This is a genomic window from Kineococcus deserti (genome assembly GCF_050871945.1).
Classification (GTDB): domain Bacteria; phylum Actinomycetota; class Actinomycetes; order Actinomycetales; family Kineococcaceae; genus Kineococcus.
In genome coordinates, this window is record NZ_JBJLSI010000009.1 from 59,895 (window position 1) to 73,984 (window position 14,090).

The following is a 14,090-nucleotide window of genomic DNA, read 5'->3' on the forward strand; positions in this document are numbered from 1 at the left end:
GAGGTCGGGGTTCTCCTGTCGGTTTCCATCACTGGGCCGTTCACTGGGCGAGGATGCGCGAGACGTAGCGTGACACCGCACGCACCGCGGCCATCGTGGTCGGGTAGTCCATCCGGGTCGGGCCGAGCACGCCGAGCCGGGCCAGGACCGTGTCGGAGCCGGTTCCGTAGCCGCTGGTGACCACGGAGGTGCCGTCCAGGCCCAGGTGCAGGTTCTCGGCGCCGATGCGGACGGTGAGGGCCCCCCGGTCGTGCTCGGGGTCCTCGGCCATCTCCTGGACCAGCCGCAGCAGCACGACGTGCTCCTCGAGCGCCTCCAGCACGCTGCCCAGGGACGTCGTCAGGTCGGAGGAGGACTTCACGAGGTTGGCGGTGCCGGCGATGACGACGCGCTCCTCCAGCGACGCGGTCAGGCAGTCCCCCAGCGCCGCGGCCACTTCCGCGGCGATCGCCATGTCGGCGGCCGGGGTGGCCTGGACGACGTCGGTCAGGGCGTCGCGGGCCTCGCGCAGCCGCTTGCCGGCGACGGAGGCGTTCAGCCGGGTGCGCAGCGCGGCCAGCGACACCCCCAGCGCCTCGACGTCGGTGGCCGAGCGGATGTCCAGCACCCGCTGCTCGACGCGGCCGGAGTCGGTGATGAGGACCAGCAGGGCGCTGCGGCCGCCGACGCTGACGAGCTCGACGTGCCGCACCGCCGCGCGCGAGAGCGAGGGGTACTGCACGACGGCGGCCTGCCGGGTGATCTGGGCCAGCAGCCGCACCGTGCGGTCGACGATGTCGTCGAGGTCGTCGGCGCCGTCCAGGAAGGTCTGGATGGCGCGCTTCTCGGCGGCCGACATGGGTTTGACGCCCGCGAGGCGGTCGACGAACAGCCGGTAGCCCTTGTCGGTGGGGATGCGCCCGGCGCTGGTGTGCGGCTGGGTGATGTACCCCTCCTCCTCCAGCACCGCCATGTCGTTGCGGATGGTGGCCGGCGAGACGCCGAGCTGGTGGCGCTCGACGAGCACCTTGGAGCCGACGGGCTCGTGGCTGGAGACGTAGTCCTGGACGATGGCCCGCAGCACCGCGAGCCTGCGGTCGTCGCTCATCCGTCCCTCCCTGCGGTCTGGCACTCCTCGCACGTGAGTGCCAAGTCTAGGCCGTCGGCCTCCGCCGCGCCTCCACCCTCAACCCCGCGCGCCTGGCTAGCGTTCCGGCGTGGCCACCTACGAAGACCGGTACGGCAGCGACGTGCTGTCCAGCGACCCGCACGCCCGCACCCGTCCCAAGCCGGTGCACCGCGACGAACCGGCCGTGACGGGGCTGGTCGTGGAGGACGTCGAGACCGGCTGGGTGGGCGCGGTCGTGCGCGTGGAGAAGAGCGGCGGGGTGCACGTCGTCGTGCTCGAGGACGCGAGGGGCCGCACCCGCACCTTCCCGCTGGGCCCCGGCTTCTGGGTCGAGGGCCAGCCGGTGCGGCTGGTGGCCCCGAAGGCGGCGGGGCCGGCGCGAGCGACCCGCACGGCCAGCGGCTCGGTCGCCGTCGCGGGCGCGAGCGCGCGCACGGCCCGCGCCTCGCGGATCCTCGTCGAGGGCCGGCACGACGCCGAGCTCGTCGAGAAGGTCTGGGGCGACGACCTGCGCATCGAGGGCGTCGTCGTGGAGATGCTCGACGGCGTCGACGACCTCGACGCGGCCATCCGCTCCTTCGGCCCCCGCCCCGGCCGGCGGATCGGGGTGCTCGTCGACCACCTGGTGCCGGGCTCGAAGGAGTCGCGGATCGTGGCGCAGGTCGGCGCGAGCCCGCACGTGCTGGTGCTGGGACACCCCTTCGTCGACGTGTGGCAGTCGGTGCGGCCGCAGCGGCTGGGCTGGACCCGGTGGCCGACGATCCCGCGCGGGCAGTCCTGGAAGCACGGGATCCTGGCCGAGCTGGGCTGGCCGCACGCCACCCAGGCCGACGTCGCGCACGGCTGGAAGCGGATCCTGGGCACCGTGCGCACCTACGCCGACCTCGAGCCGGCGCTGCTGGGCCGGGTGGAGGAACTGGTGGACTTCGTCACCGCGGACTCGGCGGACCGGTGACCCCGGCCCCGACCTGGGGAGGAGACGGCGGGGCGGCAGAACCCGACTCCGGGCGGACGACAACGGCGGGGGAATGCGCCAGCATCGAGGGGTGAGCGAACACCAGTACCCGCCGCCGCAACACCACCAGCAGTACGCTCCCGCCCCGCTGTCGCCGTCCGACGAACGCATGTGGGGCATGTTCGGGCACCTGTCGGCCATCGCCGCCGGTTTCCTCACGTTGCCCTTCCTGGGCCCGCTGATCGTCTTCCTGGTCTTCAAGGACCGCAGCGGGTTCGTCCGCGGGCACAGTGCCGAGGCGCTGAACATGACGATCTCGCTGGTCGTCTACGAGATCGTGCTGACCGTCGTCTTCTCGATCCTGACCGTCGTCACGCTCGGGATCGGGTCGGTCCTGTTCGCCCTCCTGGCCGTCCCCGCCATCGCAGCGCTGGTCTGCGCGGTCCTGGCCGCGGTCGCCGCCAACCAGGGCCGCGTCTACCGGTACCCGTTGATCATCAGGATGGTCCGCTGAGCCGCACGTGCTCCCCCAGCGCCCGGCGCAACGCGCAGGTCGGCGTGCGCCGGGCGTCCGGCACCGGCCGGCCGTGCAGCGCGACGCCGGTGCCGGGACCCTGGGCCAGGGCGAACGGGGCGCCCCCTCCAGCCCGGGGGCGACGTCGTGCACGCCTCCCGCGACCAGCGCTTCGCGCACGGCCTCGACGCAGCCCGCCAGGATCTCGTCGTCGCCGGGGTGGGTCCTGCCCGCCGTGGTGCTGGCCGGCTGCATCGCCGGGTCGATCGCGGTGGGGGGGGGGGGGGGGGGGGGGGGGGGGCGCCGCGCCCCCCCCCCCCCACCCCCCCCCCCCGCCCCCCCCCCCCCCCCCCCCCCCCCCCCCCCCCCCCCCCCCCCACCGGATCACCGCCCATCGGGATCAGCGCCACGGTCGTGACCCCCGCCCGTTCGTAGTCGGCCAGCCGGCTCCGCACGTGCTCGGCCGAGCCCACCAGGCAGCACGCCTCCAGCAGACCCTGCGGAACCCTGAGCGCCGCCTGCGCCTGCCGGCCCGTCAGGAACAGCTCCTGCACCTCGTCCACCGCGTCGGCGAAACCCAGCCGGCGTCCGAGGTCGGCGTAGAAGTTCTGCTCCCGCGACCCCATCCCGCCCAGGTACAGCGCCAGGTGGCGCCGCACCGGCAGTTCGGCCTCCGCACGCTCCTGCCCCCGCGCCGTGGTCACGACGAACGGCACACCGGCCGTCACGGCGAAACCCCGGACGGGGTCCTTCCGCCGCGAGAAACCCACCCGCAACCGGTCGAACGACTCCGCGGAGTTCTCCGGGACCAGCAGCGACGGCAGCCACCCGTCGGCGATCTCCCCGGCGAGTTCCACGTTACGCGGTCCCACGGCCGCGAGGTGGATCGGCAGGTCCGCGCGCGGCGCCGGCTGCATGAGCTTCAGCGGGATCCCCGGCCCACCGGGCAGCGGCAGGTGCAGGTGCTCCCCTGCGTAGCGGGACTCCCCGCGCGCCAGCAACCGCCGCACGACCTCGACGTACTCGCGGGTCCGGGCCAGCGGCCTGGCGAACGGCTGCCCGTACCAGCCCTCGGCGACCTGCGGGCCGGACACCCCCAGCCCCAGCTGGAACCTGCCGCCCGACAACCCGTCCAGGGTGGCCGCGGTCATCGCCGTCGCCGCCGCCGCGCGCGCCGGGACCTGCAGCACCGCCGACCCGAGCCCGATGCGCGTGGTCTGCCCGGCCAGCCACCCGAGCACGCTGACGGCGTCCGTGCCGTACGCCTCGGCCACCCACACCGAACCGAACCCCGCCTCCTCGGCGGCGCGGGTCAGCACGAGGGCGTCCCGGGCCGCCGCGCCGACGGGGCCGGTGAGGTATCCGAGGCTCAGTCCCAGGTCCACCCCTGCACGCTACGTCCACCCACCCGCGGCGGCGCGGAACGCGGGGGGTGGGACCCTGAGCACGTGGGACTGGGTGGCGCGCCGGGTGAGTGGGACGACTACGAGTGGTTCCGGCTCGAGGACGTACCCGGCCGGAAGGTCGCCGCCGCCGTCGCGGAGGCCGGACCCGACCCGCTCAGCGACGCCCTGCGCCTGCTCGTGCGCGACTACCCGGTCTGGGCCGGGCAGGGAGCCAGCCGCGTCCTGCTGGTCGACCTGGACAACCTGCGCGCCACCCGCGAGCGGCTGCGCGCCCGCCTGGCCGTCGTCGTCGAGCTCGCCCGGCAGGCCGACCACGTGGCGCTGGCGGGTCAGATCGGCGCGGTGCAGCGGTCCCGGCCGTGGCTGGAGGAGTTCGCCGACCGGGCGGTGGCCGTGGCCGACGGCGCCGACGTGGCCGACTTCGCGCTGCTGGCGGCGGCCCGGACGGTCGCCGATCCCGTCGAGTTCCTCGTCGTGAGCAACGACGGCATCTTCGCCGACCTCGCCGAGCGCGGGGACGTCACGATCCTGTCCCCGGGCATCGACGCCCTCAGCGAGCGCCTGCACGGGGCCGCGAGCCTACTGGTGGACCTCGCCGTCCTGGAGGTCGAGGCCGCGCGCACGCTGACGTCGTGAGCCGGCCCGCGGCTCCTCAGTCCAGCAGCCGCCGGACCACGGCGTCGGCCAGCAGACGCCCGCGACGGGTCAGGGCGACGCGCCCGCCCGGGGCGGGTTCCAGCAGGCCGTCGATCAGCAGCTGCGCGGCCTGCGTCCGCACCCCCCACCAGGCGGGGTCGAAACCCTCCGCCAGCCGCGAGCGCAGCAGCACGTCCTCGACGCGGCGGTCGTCCTCGGCCAGGAGCTCGCGCGCGTAGGCGGGCGACTCCCCGGCGCCGGTGCGGCCGGCGTAGGCGGTGGGGTGCTTGACGTTCCACCAGCGCACGCCGCCGACGTGGCTGTGGGCGCCGGGGCCGATGCCCCACCAGTCGCCGCCGCGCCAGTACGCCAGGTTGTGCCGGCAGGCGAACTCGGGCCCACGGGCCCAGTTGCTCACCTCGTACCAGGAGAACCCGGCGGCCGAGAGCGTGTCGTCGACGATCTCGTACTTGTCGGCCTCGTCGTCGTCGGAGGGTTCCGGCACCTCACCGCGGCGCATCTGCCCGGCCAGCTTGGTGCCCTGCTCGACGATGAGGGCGTAGGCCGAGACGTGGTTGGGTTCGCAGGCCAGCGCGGCGTCCAGGCTGCGGCGCAGGTCCTCGTGCGACTCCCCCGGCGTGCCGTAGATGAGGTCGAGGCTGACGTCCAGGCCGGCCTCGCGCGCCCAGCGCACGGCCAGCGGGACGCGGGCCGGGTCGTGGGTCCGTTCGAGGACGGCGAGCACGTGCGGAACGGCGGACTGCATGCCGAAGGAGACGCGGGTGAAACCGGCCGCCCGCAGCTGCGCCAGGCTCCCGGGGGTCACCGAGTCGGGGTTGGCCTCGGTGGTGACCTCGGCGTCGGCCGTGATCCCGAACTCCTCGCGCACGGCCCCGAGCATCAGCGCCAGGTCGCCCGCGGGCAGCAGGGTCGGGGTGCCACCGCCGAAGAAGACCGTCGAGGCGGGCCGGACGGCGTCGCCGAGCACCCCGGCGGCGAAGCGGACCTCGCGCGCGGCCGTGGCGGCGTAGGCGGCCTGGGAGCCGCCGCCGCCGAGCTCGGTGGCGGTGTAGGTGTTGAAGTCGCAGTAGCCGCAGCGCACCGAGCAGAACGGGACGTGCAGGTAGACGCCGAAGCTGCGGTGGGCCGCGTCGGCCAGGGCCGGGGCGGGCAGGGAGCCGTCGGTGGGGACGGTCTCGCCGTCGGGCAGGGTGCTCGGCACCCCTCCAGTGTCACCCCTGCGCGGGAGTGCCCGTGCCGGGTACCCGTGGGGGGTAGGGGTTGCATCGGGAACCCCCGGGGGGTATCAAGGAGGCATGGAGCACGGGCCGGGGTACGCCGGCGACAAGGACGAGGTCCTCAAGCGGCTGCGCCGCGTCGAGGGGCAGGTGCGCGGGCTGCAGCGCATGGTGGAGGAGGACGCCTACTGCATCGACGTCCTGACCCAGGTGTCGGCGGCGACCAAGGCCCTGCAGGCCGTCGCCCTGTCGCTGCTCGACGACCACCTGGGGCACTGCGTCGCGGACGCGGCCGCCCAGGGCGGTCCCGTGGCCGAGGCGAAGATCAAGGAAGCGAGCGCGGCGATCGCGCGGTTGGTGAGGTCCTGATGCACGAGTTCAAGGTCAACGGCATGACGTGCGCGCACTGCGTCAGCGCGGTCACCGAGGAGGTCTCCGCCCTGCCGGGCGTCGAATCGGTGCACGTCGAGCTCGTCGCCGGCGGCACCTCGACCGTCACCGTCACCAGCAGCACCCCTCTCGAGGAGTCGGCCCTCGCGGCCGCCGTCGACGAGGCGGGCTACGAGTTCGTGCGATGAGTTCCGTCGAACTCGCCATCGGCGGGATGACCTGCGCCTCGTGCGCGAACCGCATCGAGAAGAAGCTCAACCGGATGCCGGGCGTCGAGGCCAGCGTCAACTACGCCACCGAGAAGGCCACCGTCCTCCTGCCCGCGGGGACCGACGTCGCCGAAGCCATCGCCGTGGTCGAGAAGACCGGGTACACCGCCTCGTTGCCCGATCCGGAACCGCCTGCGGCGCAGGAGGACCCGGTGACCTCCGCCGCCGGTCGCCGGCTGGCCGTCTCCGCGGTCCTCGGGCTGCCCGTCCTGCTGCTGTCGATGGTTCCGGCGCTGCAGTTCACGAACTGGCAGTGGCTCGCGTTCGCCCTCACCTCCCCGGTCGTCGTCTGGGGCGCCTGGCCGTTCCACCGCGCGGCGTTCCTGGGCGCCCGGCACGGCGCGGCGACGATGGACACCCTCATCAGCCTCGGCGTGGCCGCGGCCTACGCCACGTCGGTCGCCTCGCTGTTCTTCGGCGACGCCGGGATGCCCGGCATGCACATGGAGCTCTCGCTGCTCGGCTCCTCCGGGGACGAGCTGTACCTGGAGGTGGCCGCCGTCGTCACCGTCTTCGTGCTCGCGGGCCGGTACCTGGAGGCGCGGGCGCGACGACGCTCCGGGGCCGCGCTGCGGGCGCTGCTGGCCGTGGGGGCCAAGGACGTGGGGGTCCTGCGGGACGGTTCCGAGGTCCGCGTCCCCGTCGCCGACCTGCGCGTCGGCGAGCACTTCGTCGTCCGCCCGGGCGAGACGGTCGCGACCGACGGCACGGTGCTCGAGGGCGCCTCGGCCGTCGACCTGTCCGTCGTCACCGGCGAGTCCGTGCCCGTCGAGGTCGGCGCCGGCGACGACGTCGTGGGCGGCACGGTCAACGCCGGCGGGCGGCTCGTCGTGCGGGCGACCCGCGTCGGCGCCGACACCCAGCTGGCCCGCATCGGCCGGATGGTCGAGCAGGCCCAGTCCGGCAAGGCGGCGGCGCAACGGCTCGCCGACCGGGTCTCGGGGATCTTCGTGCCGGTGGTGCTGGTCGGCGCCGCCGCCACGCTCGTGGGCTGGCTGCTGGCGGGAGCGCCGGTGACCGAGGCGCTGACGATCGCCGTGGCCGTCCTCGTCATCGCCTGCCCGTGCGCGCTGGGGCTGGCGACCCCGACGGCCCTGCTGGTGGGGACCGGCCGGGGTGCGCAGCTGGGGATCCTCGTCAAGGGACCCGAGGCGCTGGAGTCGACCCGCCGCGTCGACACCGTCGTGCTGGACAAGACCGGCACCGTGACGACGGGGCGGATGGCGCTGGTCGCCACGGTGCCCGCGGCCGGCGTGTCCGAGGAGGACCTGCTGCGCGTCGCCGGCGCGCTCGAGGACGCCTCCGAGCACCCCGTCGGGCGCGCGATCGCCGCCGGGGCGCGTTCGCGGGTCACCCTCCCGCCCGTCTCCGGCGTCGAGGCCAGCGCGGGCGCCGGGATCGCCGGCACCGTCGAGGAGGTCCCCGTCCGCGCCGGACGTCCGGCCTGGGTGGGCGTGGAGGTCCCCGACGACCTCGCCGCCGCGCTGACCGACGCCGAGTCCGCCGGCCGCACGGCCGTGCTGGTGGCCGCCGGTGGCAGGGCGCTGGGCGTCCTGGCCGTGGCCGACACCGTCCGGGACTCCAGCCGGGACGCCGTCGCCGGGTTCCGCGCCCTGGGCCTGTCCCCGGTCCTGCTGACCGGCGACAACGAGCGCACCGCCCGCGCGGTGGCCGACACGGTGGGCGTCGAGGACGTGGTCGCCGAGGTCCGCCCCGAGGACAAGGTCGCCCACGTGCGCCGGCTGCAGTCGCAGGGCAAGGTCGTCGCGGTCGTCGGGGACGGTGTGAACGACGCCGCCGCCCTGGCCACGGCCGACCTCGGCATCGCCATGGGCAGCGGCACCGACGTGGCCATCGAGGCCGGCGACCTCACGCTCGTGCGGGCCGACCTGACCGCCGCCGTCGACGCCGTCCGGCTGTCCCGGCGGACGCTGGCCACCATCCGCGGCAACCTGTTCTGGGCCTTCGCCTACAACGTCGCGGCGCTGCCGGTCGCGGCGGCGGGGTTGCTGAACCCCGTCGTCGCCGCGGCCGCCATGGCGTTCTCCTCGGTGTTCGTCGTCAGCAACTCCCTGCGGCTGCGCGCCTTCCGCTGAGGCCCCTTCCGCTGACGCCCCGGGGTCGGCGGGGTGGCGCCACGGACGGCAGTTCCCCGCCGCCGGGGTGTGTCGGGTCTGGACCCGACCGGCACCGCGCACCAGATTCCTCCCGACCACCACGACCGACGAGGGGACCCGCACGTGCCGACCACCGCCCGCCGCCCGGCCGGGGACCTGCCGTGACCGTCGTCGCGCTGGGGGCCAGCGGTGGCACCGGCCGGCACGTCGTGGAGTTCGCCCTGGCTCGCGGCGTCCCCGTGCGCGCCCTGGTGCGCGATCCCGCCCGCGCCGGGTTCGCGCCCCGGCACGACCTCGAGGTGGTTCCCGTCGACGTCCACGACCCGGCCACCGTCGCCGGCGCCCTGGGACCGGAGGACGTCCTCGTCTCGACCCTGGGCAGCAGCCGGAAGGCGGCCCCGGGGACGCTGACCGCCGGCGCGCAGGCCGTGCTGGCCGCGGCACCGCGGCGCATCGTGTGGATGGGCGCGGCCGGCACCGGCCCGTCGGCGCACACCACGGGCCGGTTCACCCGCACGTTCCTGGCCGCCGTCATGGGCGACCACGTCGGTGACAAGGAGCGGGCCGACCCGGCCGTGCTCGAAGGCGGGGGCGTCGTCGTGCACGTGGGCCGGCTGGAGGACTCGGCCACCACGCAGGGCCACACCCTCGTCCCCGCCGCCCGGGTGCCCCGGACGTTCTCACCGCACGGGGCCTCGCGCCGCGAGGTGGCCCGGCTGCTGGTCGAGGCGGCCCTCGACGAGGGGGTCGCCCCCGGGCTGCACCTGGTGCGCCGCCTCGGCTGAGCGGCGCAGGACGGAACGTTCCGGCACGTCACCACGCGGTCCGCGTGCCGGGACGTCCCCGCCGGCGACCCCCTGCGGTTGCGGCGGCCGGTGCGCGGCAGTTCCCTCGTGCCATGTCGAACTCGGTGGAGTCCCACGTCCGGCGGGGTGAGGCCTTCGCGCGGGCGCACGAGGACGGGTTGAAGAAGCTGGGCCGCGTCGGGGTCGCGGCCGAGGGGATCGTCTACCTGCTCATCGCCTGGCTGGCCGCGCAGGTCGCGCTCGGCGGCGCGGGCGGGTCGGCCGACTCCAGCGGCGCGCTGGCGCAGGTCGCCGCCCAGCCGTTCGGGGTCGGGCTGCTCGGTCTGCTGGCCCTGGGCTTCGTCCTGCTGCTGGTGTGGCAGGCCATCGAGGTCGTCACCGGGGACCGGACGTCGCACCGGGTCAGCGCCGCGGTCAAGGCCGTGGTGGCCGCGGCGCTGGCGTTCTCCTGCCTCCGCGTCGCCACCGGCGGCGGCTCGTCCTCGGGCCAGCAGCAGCAGACGCTGACCCAGCGCGTGCTGGAGGCGCCCGGCGGTGCGGTCCTGGTCGTGGTGGCCGGGCTCGTCGTCGTCGGGGTCGGCGTCGGCCTGGCGGTCCGCGGCGTCAAGAAGAAGTTCGAGGAGAAGGTCGAGGGGACGCTGTCGCGGCCGCTGACCGTCCTGGGCGTGGCCGGCTGGATCGCGCGCGGGGTCGCCTTCGCCGTCCTCGGTGCGCTCGTCGTCGTCTCGGCCACCGGCGACACCGGCAAGTCCCGCGGTCTGGACGCGGCCTTCCGCGAGATCGCCGGACAGCCGTTCGGCACCGCGCTGCTCCTGCTCGTCGCCCTGGGACTGGCGGCGTACGGGGTGTTCGAGCTGGTCACCGCACGCCGGCGCCGCCGGGCGTGACCGGGTGGCCGCGGGTGGCCGCGGGTGGTCCGGGACACGACCGGCCCGGGACCCATCCGGTCACCCGGCTGCTCCGAACTGGGGGTGGCCGCACGTCCGACGCCCGGGAACGGGCGGACCGCGGCCGCACCGCAGGGTCGAACCTCAGGAAGCAGGAGCAGGCGTGGCGCGCAGGATCATCACCCCCCGGGACATCCGTGACCACGTCCTGCGCCTCGGCGAGAAGCACCCGCCCATCCCGCTGGAGTCGGTCGACCGGACGGTCAAGGACCCCCGGCGGGTGCGGGAGACGTTCGGCGGTGTCATCGACTACCTCGCCCGCGTCGAGCTCGAGGTCGACCGCAACGTCCTGGAACTGCTGACCCTGCTGCCCGACGTCTCCGAGACCGACCGGCTGTTCTACGCCGACGTCTGGCAGCCGCAGGAGATCCAGCACGGCCTGATCCTCGACCGGCTCCAGCAGGACATCGACCTGCCCCCGGCCGACCCGAACACCGACGAGGTCAGCGCCAGGATCCGGCTGCTCGGCTCGCTGGCCCACCTCAGGCCGGTCCAGGAGGTCGCGCGGCTGCTGTACTACCTGACGGGCGCGGCGACGGAGAAGTCCGCCGTGGTGGCCTACAACGCCCTCGTCGACGGCCTGGACCGGATGGGTGAGGACGCCGTCTCCAGGACGGTGGTCCAGCCCATCCGCCGGCAGGAGCCGGGGCACTTCGCCTTCTACCGCCTCTCGGCGACGGAGATGATCCAGCAGAACGTCCTGTCGCCCTGGCAGTTGCGGCTCGCGAAGGTCCTGCGACGCAAGTCCTTCGTGCCGGTGGGTGCGCACACCCCGCAGCACCGGGCGCAGTTCGGGGGCATCCTGCAGACCCTGGGCCTGGCCGAGCGGGTCGAGGACTTCGCCGCCCAGGTCGGGCTGGTCGAGCGCGAACTGCTGTGGGCGCGCGACCAGGGGATGCGGGTGCCCGACCACGTCCTGGCCGCCCTGCGCGACACGCTCGAGCAGTTCCGGGCCCAGGGCGCTGCGGCGACGGTGTGAGCCGTCCGCGGGGCGCACGACCGGAGCGCTGCCGTGAGCGCTAGCGTCAGCCCGTGCCGCTGACCGATCTGCCGTTGGACGCCCTGCGCACCTACACGGGCGACCTCTCCGAACCCGCCGACCTCGACGCGTTCTGGGCCGACAGCCTGGCCCGCGCCCGCGAGCACGACCTGGAGCTGACGCTCTCGCCGTACACCGGCCCGGCGCTGCCGGCGCTGCAGGTCGACGACGTCCGCTTCGCCGGCTGGAACGGCGACCCGATCGCGGCCTGGCTCGTGCGGCCCGCGCACCTGCCAGGCCCGCTGCCGGTCGTGGTGGAGTTCATCGGCTACTCCGGTGGCCGCGGCCTGCCCGTCGACCGGACGGCCTTCGCCGCAGCCGGCGTGGCGCACCTCGTCGTCGACACCCGCGGCCAGGGCCACGACACCCCCGACCCCGACCCGGACGTGGCCGGCGGGCAGTGGGCCCGCGGGTTCATGACCAAGGGCATCGACGACCCGGCGACCTACTTCTACCGGCGCGCCTACGTCGACTGCGCCCGCGCCGTCGACGCCGCGCACGCCCTGCCGGACGTCGGCGTCGACGTCGACACCTCGCGCGTCGTCGTGCGCGGCGGCAGCCAGGGCGGGGCGTTCTCGATCGCCGCGGCGGCGCTGTCCGGCGACCGGGTCGCCGCGGCCATGGTCGACGTGCCGTTCCTGTGCCACATCAGGCGGGGCGCGCAGACCGCCTCCGACGGCCCCTACCTCGAGGTCGTCGACTACCTGCGCCGGCACTCCCCCGAGAACGTCGAGCGCGCCTTCACGACGTTGTCCTACGTCGACGGGGCGAACCTGGCCTCGCGGGCGCAGGTCCCGGCGCTGTTCAGCGTGGCGCTCATGGACCCGGTGTGCCCGCCGTCGACGGTGTTCGCGGCGTTCAACCGCTGGGGCCACCAGGACAAGGACGTCGACGTCTGGGAGTTCGCCGACCACGCCGGTGGCATCGGCTTCCAGGTGCAGCGGCAGTTGCGGTTCCTCGACCGGCTCGGGTTGCGGTGAACCTGCCCGAGGAGACCGACCCCTGGTCGCTGTCGCTGGTGGCGCAGGTCGAACGCGATCCCGTCCCGACGCACACCGATACCCTCGTCGCGGCGGCCCGGGCGGTCGTGCTGCTCCTGGCCGACCCCCGGGTCACCGACCCCGAGGGGGAACTGCACGACGCCGTCCAGGCCTGGCGCGACCGCCGCATCCGCAAGATCTGCCGCCGGGCGCGCGGGGCGAAGTGGGACCGCACGGCCGCTCTCCCCCACACCGAGGCGCGCAGCGGGGACGCCGTCGTCCGGGTGTTCGCCCCGCACCCGCGCGACGAGGTCCCGGAGCTGCTCCGACCCCTGCAGGTCGGCGGGCTGGACCTGGCCGACCCCGACGACCTGGAGGTGCCCGGGCCGGACGGGCTGCTGACGATCCGGCTCACGCCGGGGGTCACCATGTCGACGGGCAAGGCGGCCGCCCAGGTCGGGCACGCTGCGCAGCTGGCGTTCGAACGGCTTCCGCAGGCGGCCCGCTGGGCGCAGCAGGGTTTCGGCGTGCGCGTCGTCACCGGTGCACCCGTCCTGCCCGAGCGCGACCGGGTCGACGTGCGCGACGGGGGTTTCACCGAGGTCCCCCCCGGGACGGTCACCGCCAGCGCGGGTTTCGAAGGGACGATCTGACATGCCGGTCGAAGGTGTCGCGCTGCGGCGCATGGGGTTCCTGACGATCGGGTCGTTCGACCCGGCCGACCCCGGCCCTGGCCACGAGACCACGCTGCAGGTCGTCGAACTCGGTGAGCGGCTGGGTTTCGACAGCGCCTGGTTGCGGCACCGGCACCTGCAACCGGGGATCTCCTCCCCCATCGCGGTGCTCGCGGCCCTGACCCAGCGGACCTCGCGCATCCACCTCGGCACGGCCGTCACGCCGTTGGGCTGGGAGAACCCGCTGCGGCTGGCCGAGGACTTCGCGACCGTCGACGTCCTGGCCCACGGGCGCGTCAACCCCGGGGTCAGCGTCGGGCCACCCGTGCAGTTCGAGCACGTGAAGCACTCCCTCTACCCCGACACCGCCGACGTCGAGGACTTCAGCTACGAACGCGTCCTGCGCCTGCAGCGGTTCCTGCGCGGGGAGAAGGCCAGCGACTTCGCGGGAACCCAGGGCATCGAGGTGTTCTCCGACCGCGTCGAACCGCACTCACCCGGCCTGGCCGACCGGCTCTGGTACGGCGGGGCGAGCCTGCGCTCGGCGCAGTGGGCCGGGGACCACGGCCTGAACCTGCTGGCCTCCAGCGTGGTCCGCGCCGAGGGCGGTTCCACGGACTTCGCGCAGATCCAGGCCTCGCACCTGCGCGCGTTCGCCGAACGGCACCCCGGCGGCCGGACCTCGCAGGGCCTGGTCGTGGTCCCGACCGACTCCGCGACACCGGCGCAGGTCGAGAAGTACCGCGCCTACGTCGAGCACCGGTCGGCGCGCGTGGGGGTTCCGCAGGGCCCGGGGCGGTTGCTGTTCGCCCAGGACCTGCTGGGGACGTCGGAGCAGATCGCGGCGGCGTTGTGGGCGGACGCGGGGTTCCAGCTCGTCGAGGAGGTCGTGTTCGCGCTGCCGTTCGGTTTCGAGCACGACGACTACGTCCAGATCCTCACCGACATGGCGACGCGGCTCGGGCCGTTGCTCGGGTGGTCCCCGACCTGAGCCGGGACCGCCACCCGAGC

At 74.8% G+C, this 14,090-nt stretch carries 15 protein-coding genes; 12 read left to right on the forward strand and 3 right to left on the reverse strand.

All coding sequences use genetic code 11. The features are described from left to right. Positions 1–40: 40 nt before the first annotated feature. Positions 41–1,087, reverse strand: coding sequence for a heat-inducible transcriptional repressor HrcA (gene hrcA / locus ACRYR2_RS09630; protein ID WP_432562638.1), 1,047 nt, complete (start codon positions 1,085–1,087; stop codon positions 41–43). A gap of 109 nt (positions 1,088–1,196) precedes the next feature. Here hrcA and ACRYR2_RS09635 point away from each other — a divergent pair, with 109 nt between their 5' ends. Together ACRYR2_RS09635 and ACRYR2_RS09640 are read left to right on the forward strand one after the other, a co-directional pair. Next, positions 1,197–2,063, forward strand: a complete 867-nt coding sequence (locus ACRYR2_RS09635; protein WP_432562639.1) for a DUF3097 domain-containing protein — start codon at positions 1,197–1,199, stop codon at positions 2,061–2,063. A 91-nt stretch (positions 2,064–2,154) separates the two neighbouring features. Beyond that, positions 2,155–2,577 (forward strand): DUF4870 domain-containing protein, encoded by a 423-nt coding sequence (locus ACRYR2_RS09640; protein ID WP_432562640.1) that lies wholly within the window; start codon positions 2,155–2,157, stop codon positions 2,575–2,577. Here the strand turns inward: ACRYR2_RS09640 and ACRYR2_RS09645 are convergent. Next, positions 2,541–3,962, reverse strand: a complete 1,422-nt coding sequence (locus ACRYR2_RS09645) for an LLM class F420-dependent oxidoreductase (RefSeq protein WP_432562641.1) — start codon at positions 3,960–3,962, stop codon at positions 2,541–2,543. The two genes, ACRYR2_RS09640 and ACRYR2_RS09645, sit on opposite strands and share 37 nt — an antisense overlap. 63 nt (positions 3,963–4,025) lie before the next feature. Between ACRYR2_RS09645 and ACRYR2_RS09650 the strand changes: the two genes are divergently transcribed. Continuing rightward, positions 4,026–4,619 (forward strand): hypothetical protein, encoded by a 594-nt coding sequence (locus tag ACRYR2_RS09650; RefSeq protein WP_432562642.1) that lies wholly within the window; start codon positions 4,026–4,028, stop codon positions 4,617–4,619. 16 nt (positions 4,620–4,635) lie between these two features. On the opposite strand, the gene hemW is transcribed toward ACRYR2_RS09650, so the two are convergent. Continuing rightward, positions 4,636–5,841 (reverse strand): radical SAM family heme chaperone HemW, encoded by a 1,206-nt coding sequence (hemW, locus tag ACRYR2_RS09655; RefSeq protein WP_432562643.1) that lies wholly within the window; start codon positions 5,839–5,841, stop codon positions 4,636–4,638. A gap of 94 nt (positions 5,842–5,935) precedes the next feature. Here hemW and ACRYR2_RS09660 point away from each other — a divergent pair, with 94 nt between their 5' ends. The 9 genes from ACRYR2_RS09660 (at position 5,936) to ACRYR2_RS09700 (ending at position 14,070) form a co-directional block, all read left to right on the forward strand. Beyond that, complete coding sequence (locus tag ACRYR2_RS09660) at positions 5,936–6,226, forward strand: metal-sensitive transcriptional regulator (RefSeq protein WP_432562644.1); 291 nt, start codon at positions 5,936–5,938, stop codon at positions 6,224–6,226. Beyond that, complete coding sequence (locus ACRYR2_RS09665; RefSeq protein WP_432562645.1) at positions 6,226–6,435, forward strand: heavy-metal-associated domain-containing protein; 210 nt, start codon at positions 6,226–6,228, stop codon at positions 6,433–6,435. Before ACRYR2_RS09660 ends, ACRYR2_RS09665 begins: the two co-directional genes overlap by 1 nt. Next, positions 6,432–8,612, forward strand: coding sequence for a heavy metal translocating P-type ATPase (locus ACRYR2_RS09670; RefSeq protein ID WP_432562646.1), 2,181 nt, complete (start codon positions 6,432–6,434; stop codon positions 8,610–8,612). The genes ACRYR2_RS09665 and ACRYR2_RS09670 overlap by 4 nt, the downstream gene beginning before the upstream one ends. A 182-nt stretch (positions 8,613–8,794) precedes the next feature. After that, entirely contained in the window at positions 8,795–9,418 is a 624-nt protein-coding gene (locus ACRYR2_RS09675; RefSeq protein WP_432562647.1) for an NAD(P)H-binding protein, read from the forward strand. A 113-nt stretch (positions 9,419–9,531) separates the two neighbouring features. Next, positions 9,532–10,326 (forward strand): DUF1206 domain-containing protein, encoded by a 795-nt coding sequence (locus tag ACRYR2_RS09680; protein ID WP_432562648.1) that lies wholly within the window; start codon positions 9,532–9,534, stop codon positions 10,324–10,326. A gap of 163 nt (positions 10,327–10,489) precedes the next feature. Beyond that, a complete protein-coding gene (locus ACRYR2_RS09685; RefSeq protein WP_432562649.1) occupies positions 10,490–11,365 on the forward strand; it encodes a GTP-binding protein LepA in 876 nt (291 codons plus the stop codon). Positions 11,366–11,418: 53 nt separating this feature from the next. Further along, the gene (locus tag ACRYR2_RS09690; protein ID WP_432562650.1) at positions 11,419–12,405 is read left to right on the forward strand and encodes an acetylxylan esterase; all 987 of its coding nucleotides are present in this window, start codon (positions 11,419–11,421) and stop codon (positions 12,403–12,405) included. Beyond that, positions 12,402–13,058 carry a hypothetical protein gene (locus tag ACRYR2_RS09695; protein ID WP_432562651.1) on the forward strand — a complete coding sequence of 219 codons (657 nt, stop codon included), beginning with the start codon at positions 12,402–12,404 and terminating at the stop codon, positions 13,056–13,058. The genes ACRYR2_RS09690 and ACRYR2_RS09695 overlap by 4 nt, the downstream gene beginning before the upstream one ends. A gap of 1 nt (position 13,059) precedes the next feature. After that, on the forward strand, positions 13,060–14,070 hold the full coding sequence (locus ACRYR2_RS09700; protein ID WP_432562652.1) for an LLM class flavin-dependent oxidoreductase: 1,011 nt from the start codon (positions 13,060–13,062) through the stop codon (positions 14,068–14,070). Positions 14,071–14,090: the final 20 nt, after the last annotated feature.

Coding starts and splice junctions, on each gene's coding strand:
- hrcA (WP_432562638.1), bottom strand. CDS start 1,087: ATGAGCGACGACCGCAGGCTCGCGGTGCTGCGGGCCATCGTCCAGGAC.
- ACRYR2_RS09660 (WP_432562644.1), top strand. CDS start 5,936: ATGGAGCACGGGCCGGGGTACGCCGGCGACAAGGACGAGGTCCTCAAG.
- ACRYR2_RS09665 (WP_432562645.1), top strand. CDS start 6,226: ATGCACGAGTTCAAGGTCAACGGCATGACGTGCGCGCACTGCGTCAGC.
- ACRYR2_RS09670 (WP_432562646.1), top strand. CDS start 6,432: ATGAGTTCCGTCGAACTCGCCATCGGCGGGATGACCTGCGCCTCGTGC.
- ACRYR2_RS09680 (WP_432562648.1), top strand. CDS start 9,532: ATGTCGAACTCGGTGGAGTCCCACGTCCGGCGGGGTGAGGCCTTCGCG.
- ACRYR2_RS09700 (WP_432562652.1), top strand. CDS start 13,060: ATGCCGGTCGAAGGTGTCGCGCTGCGGCGCATGGGGTTCCTGACGATC.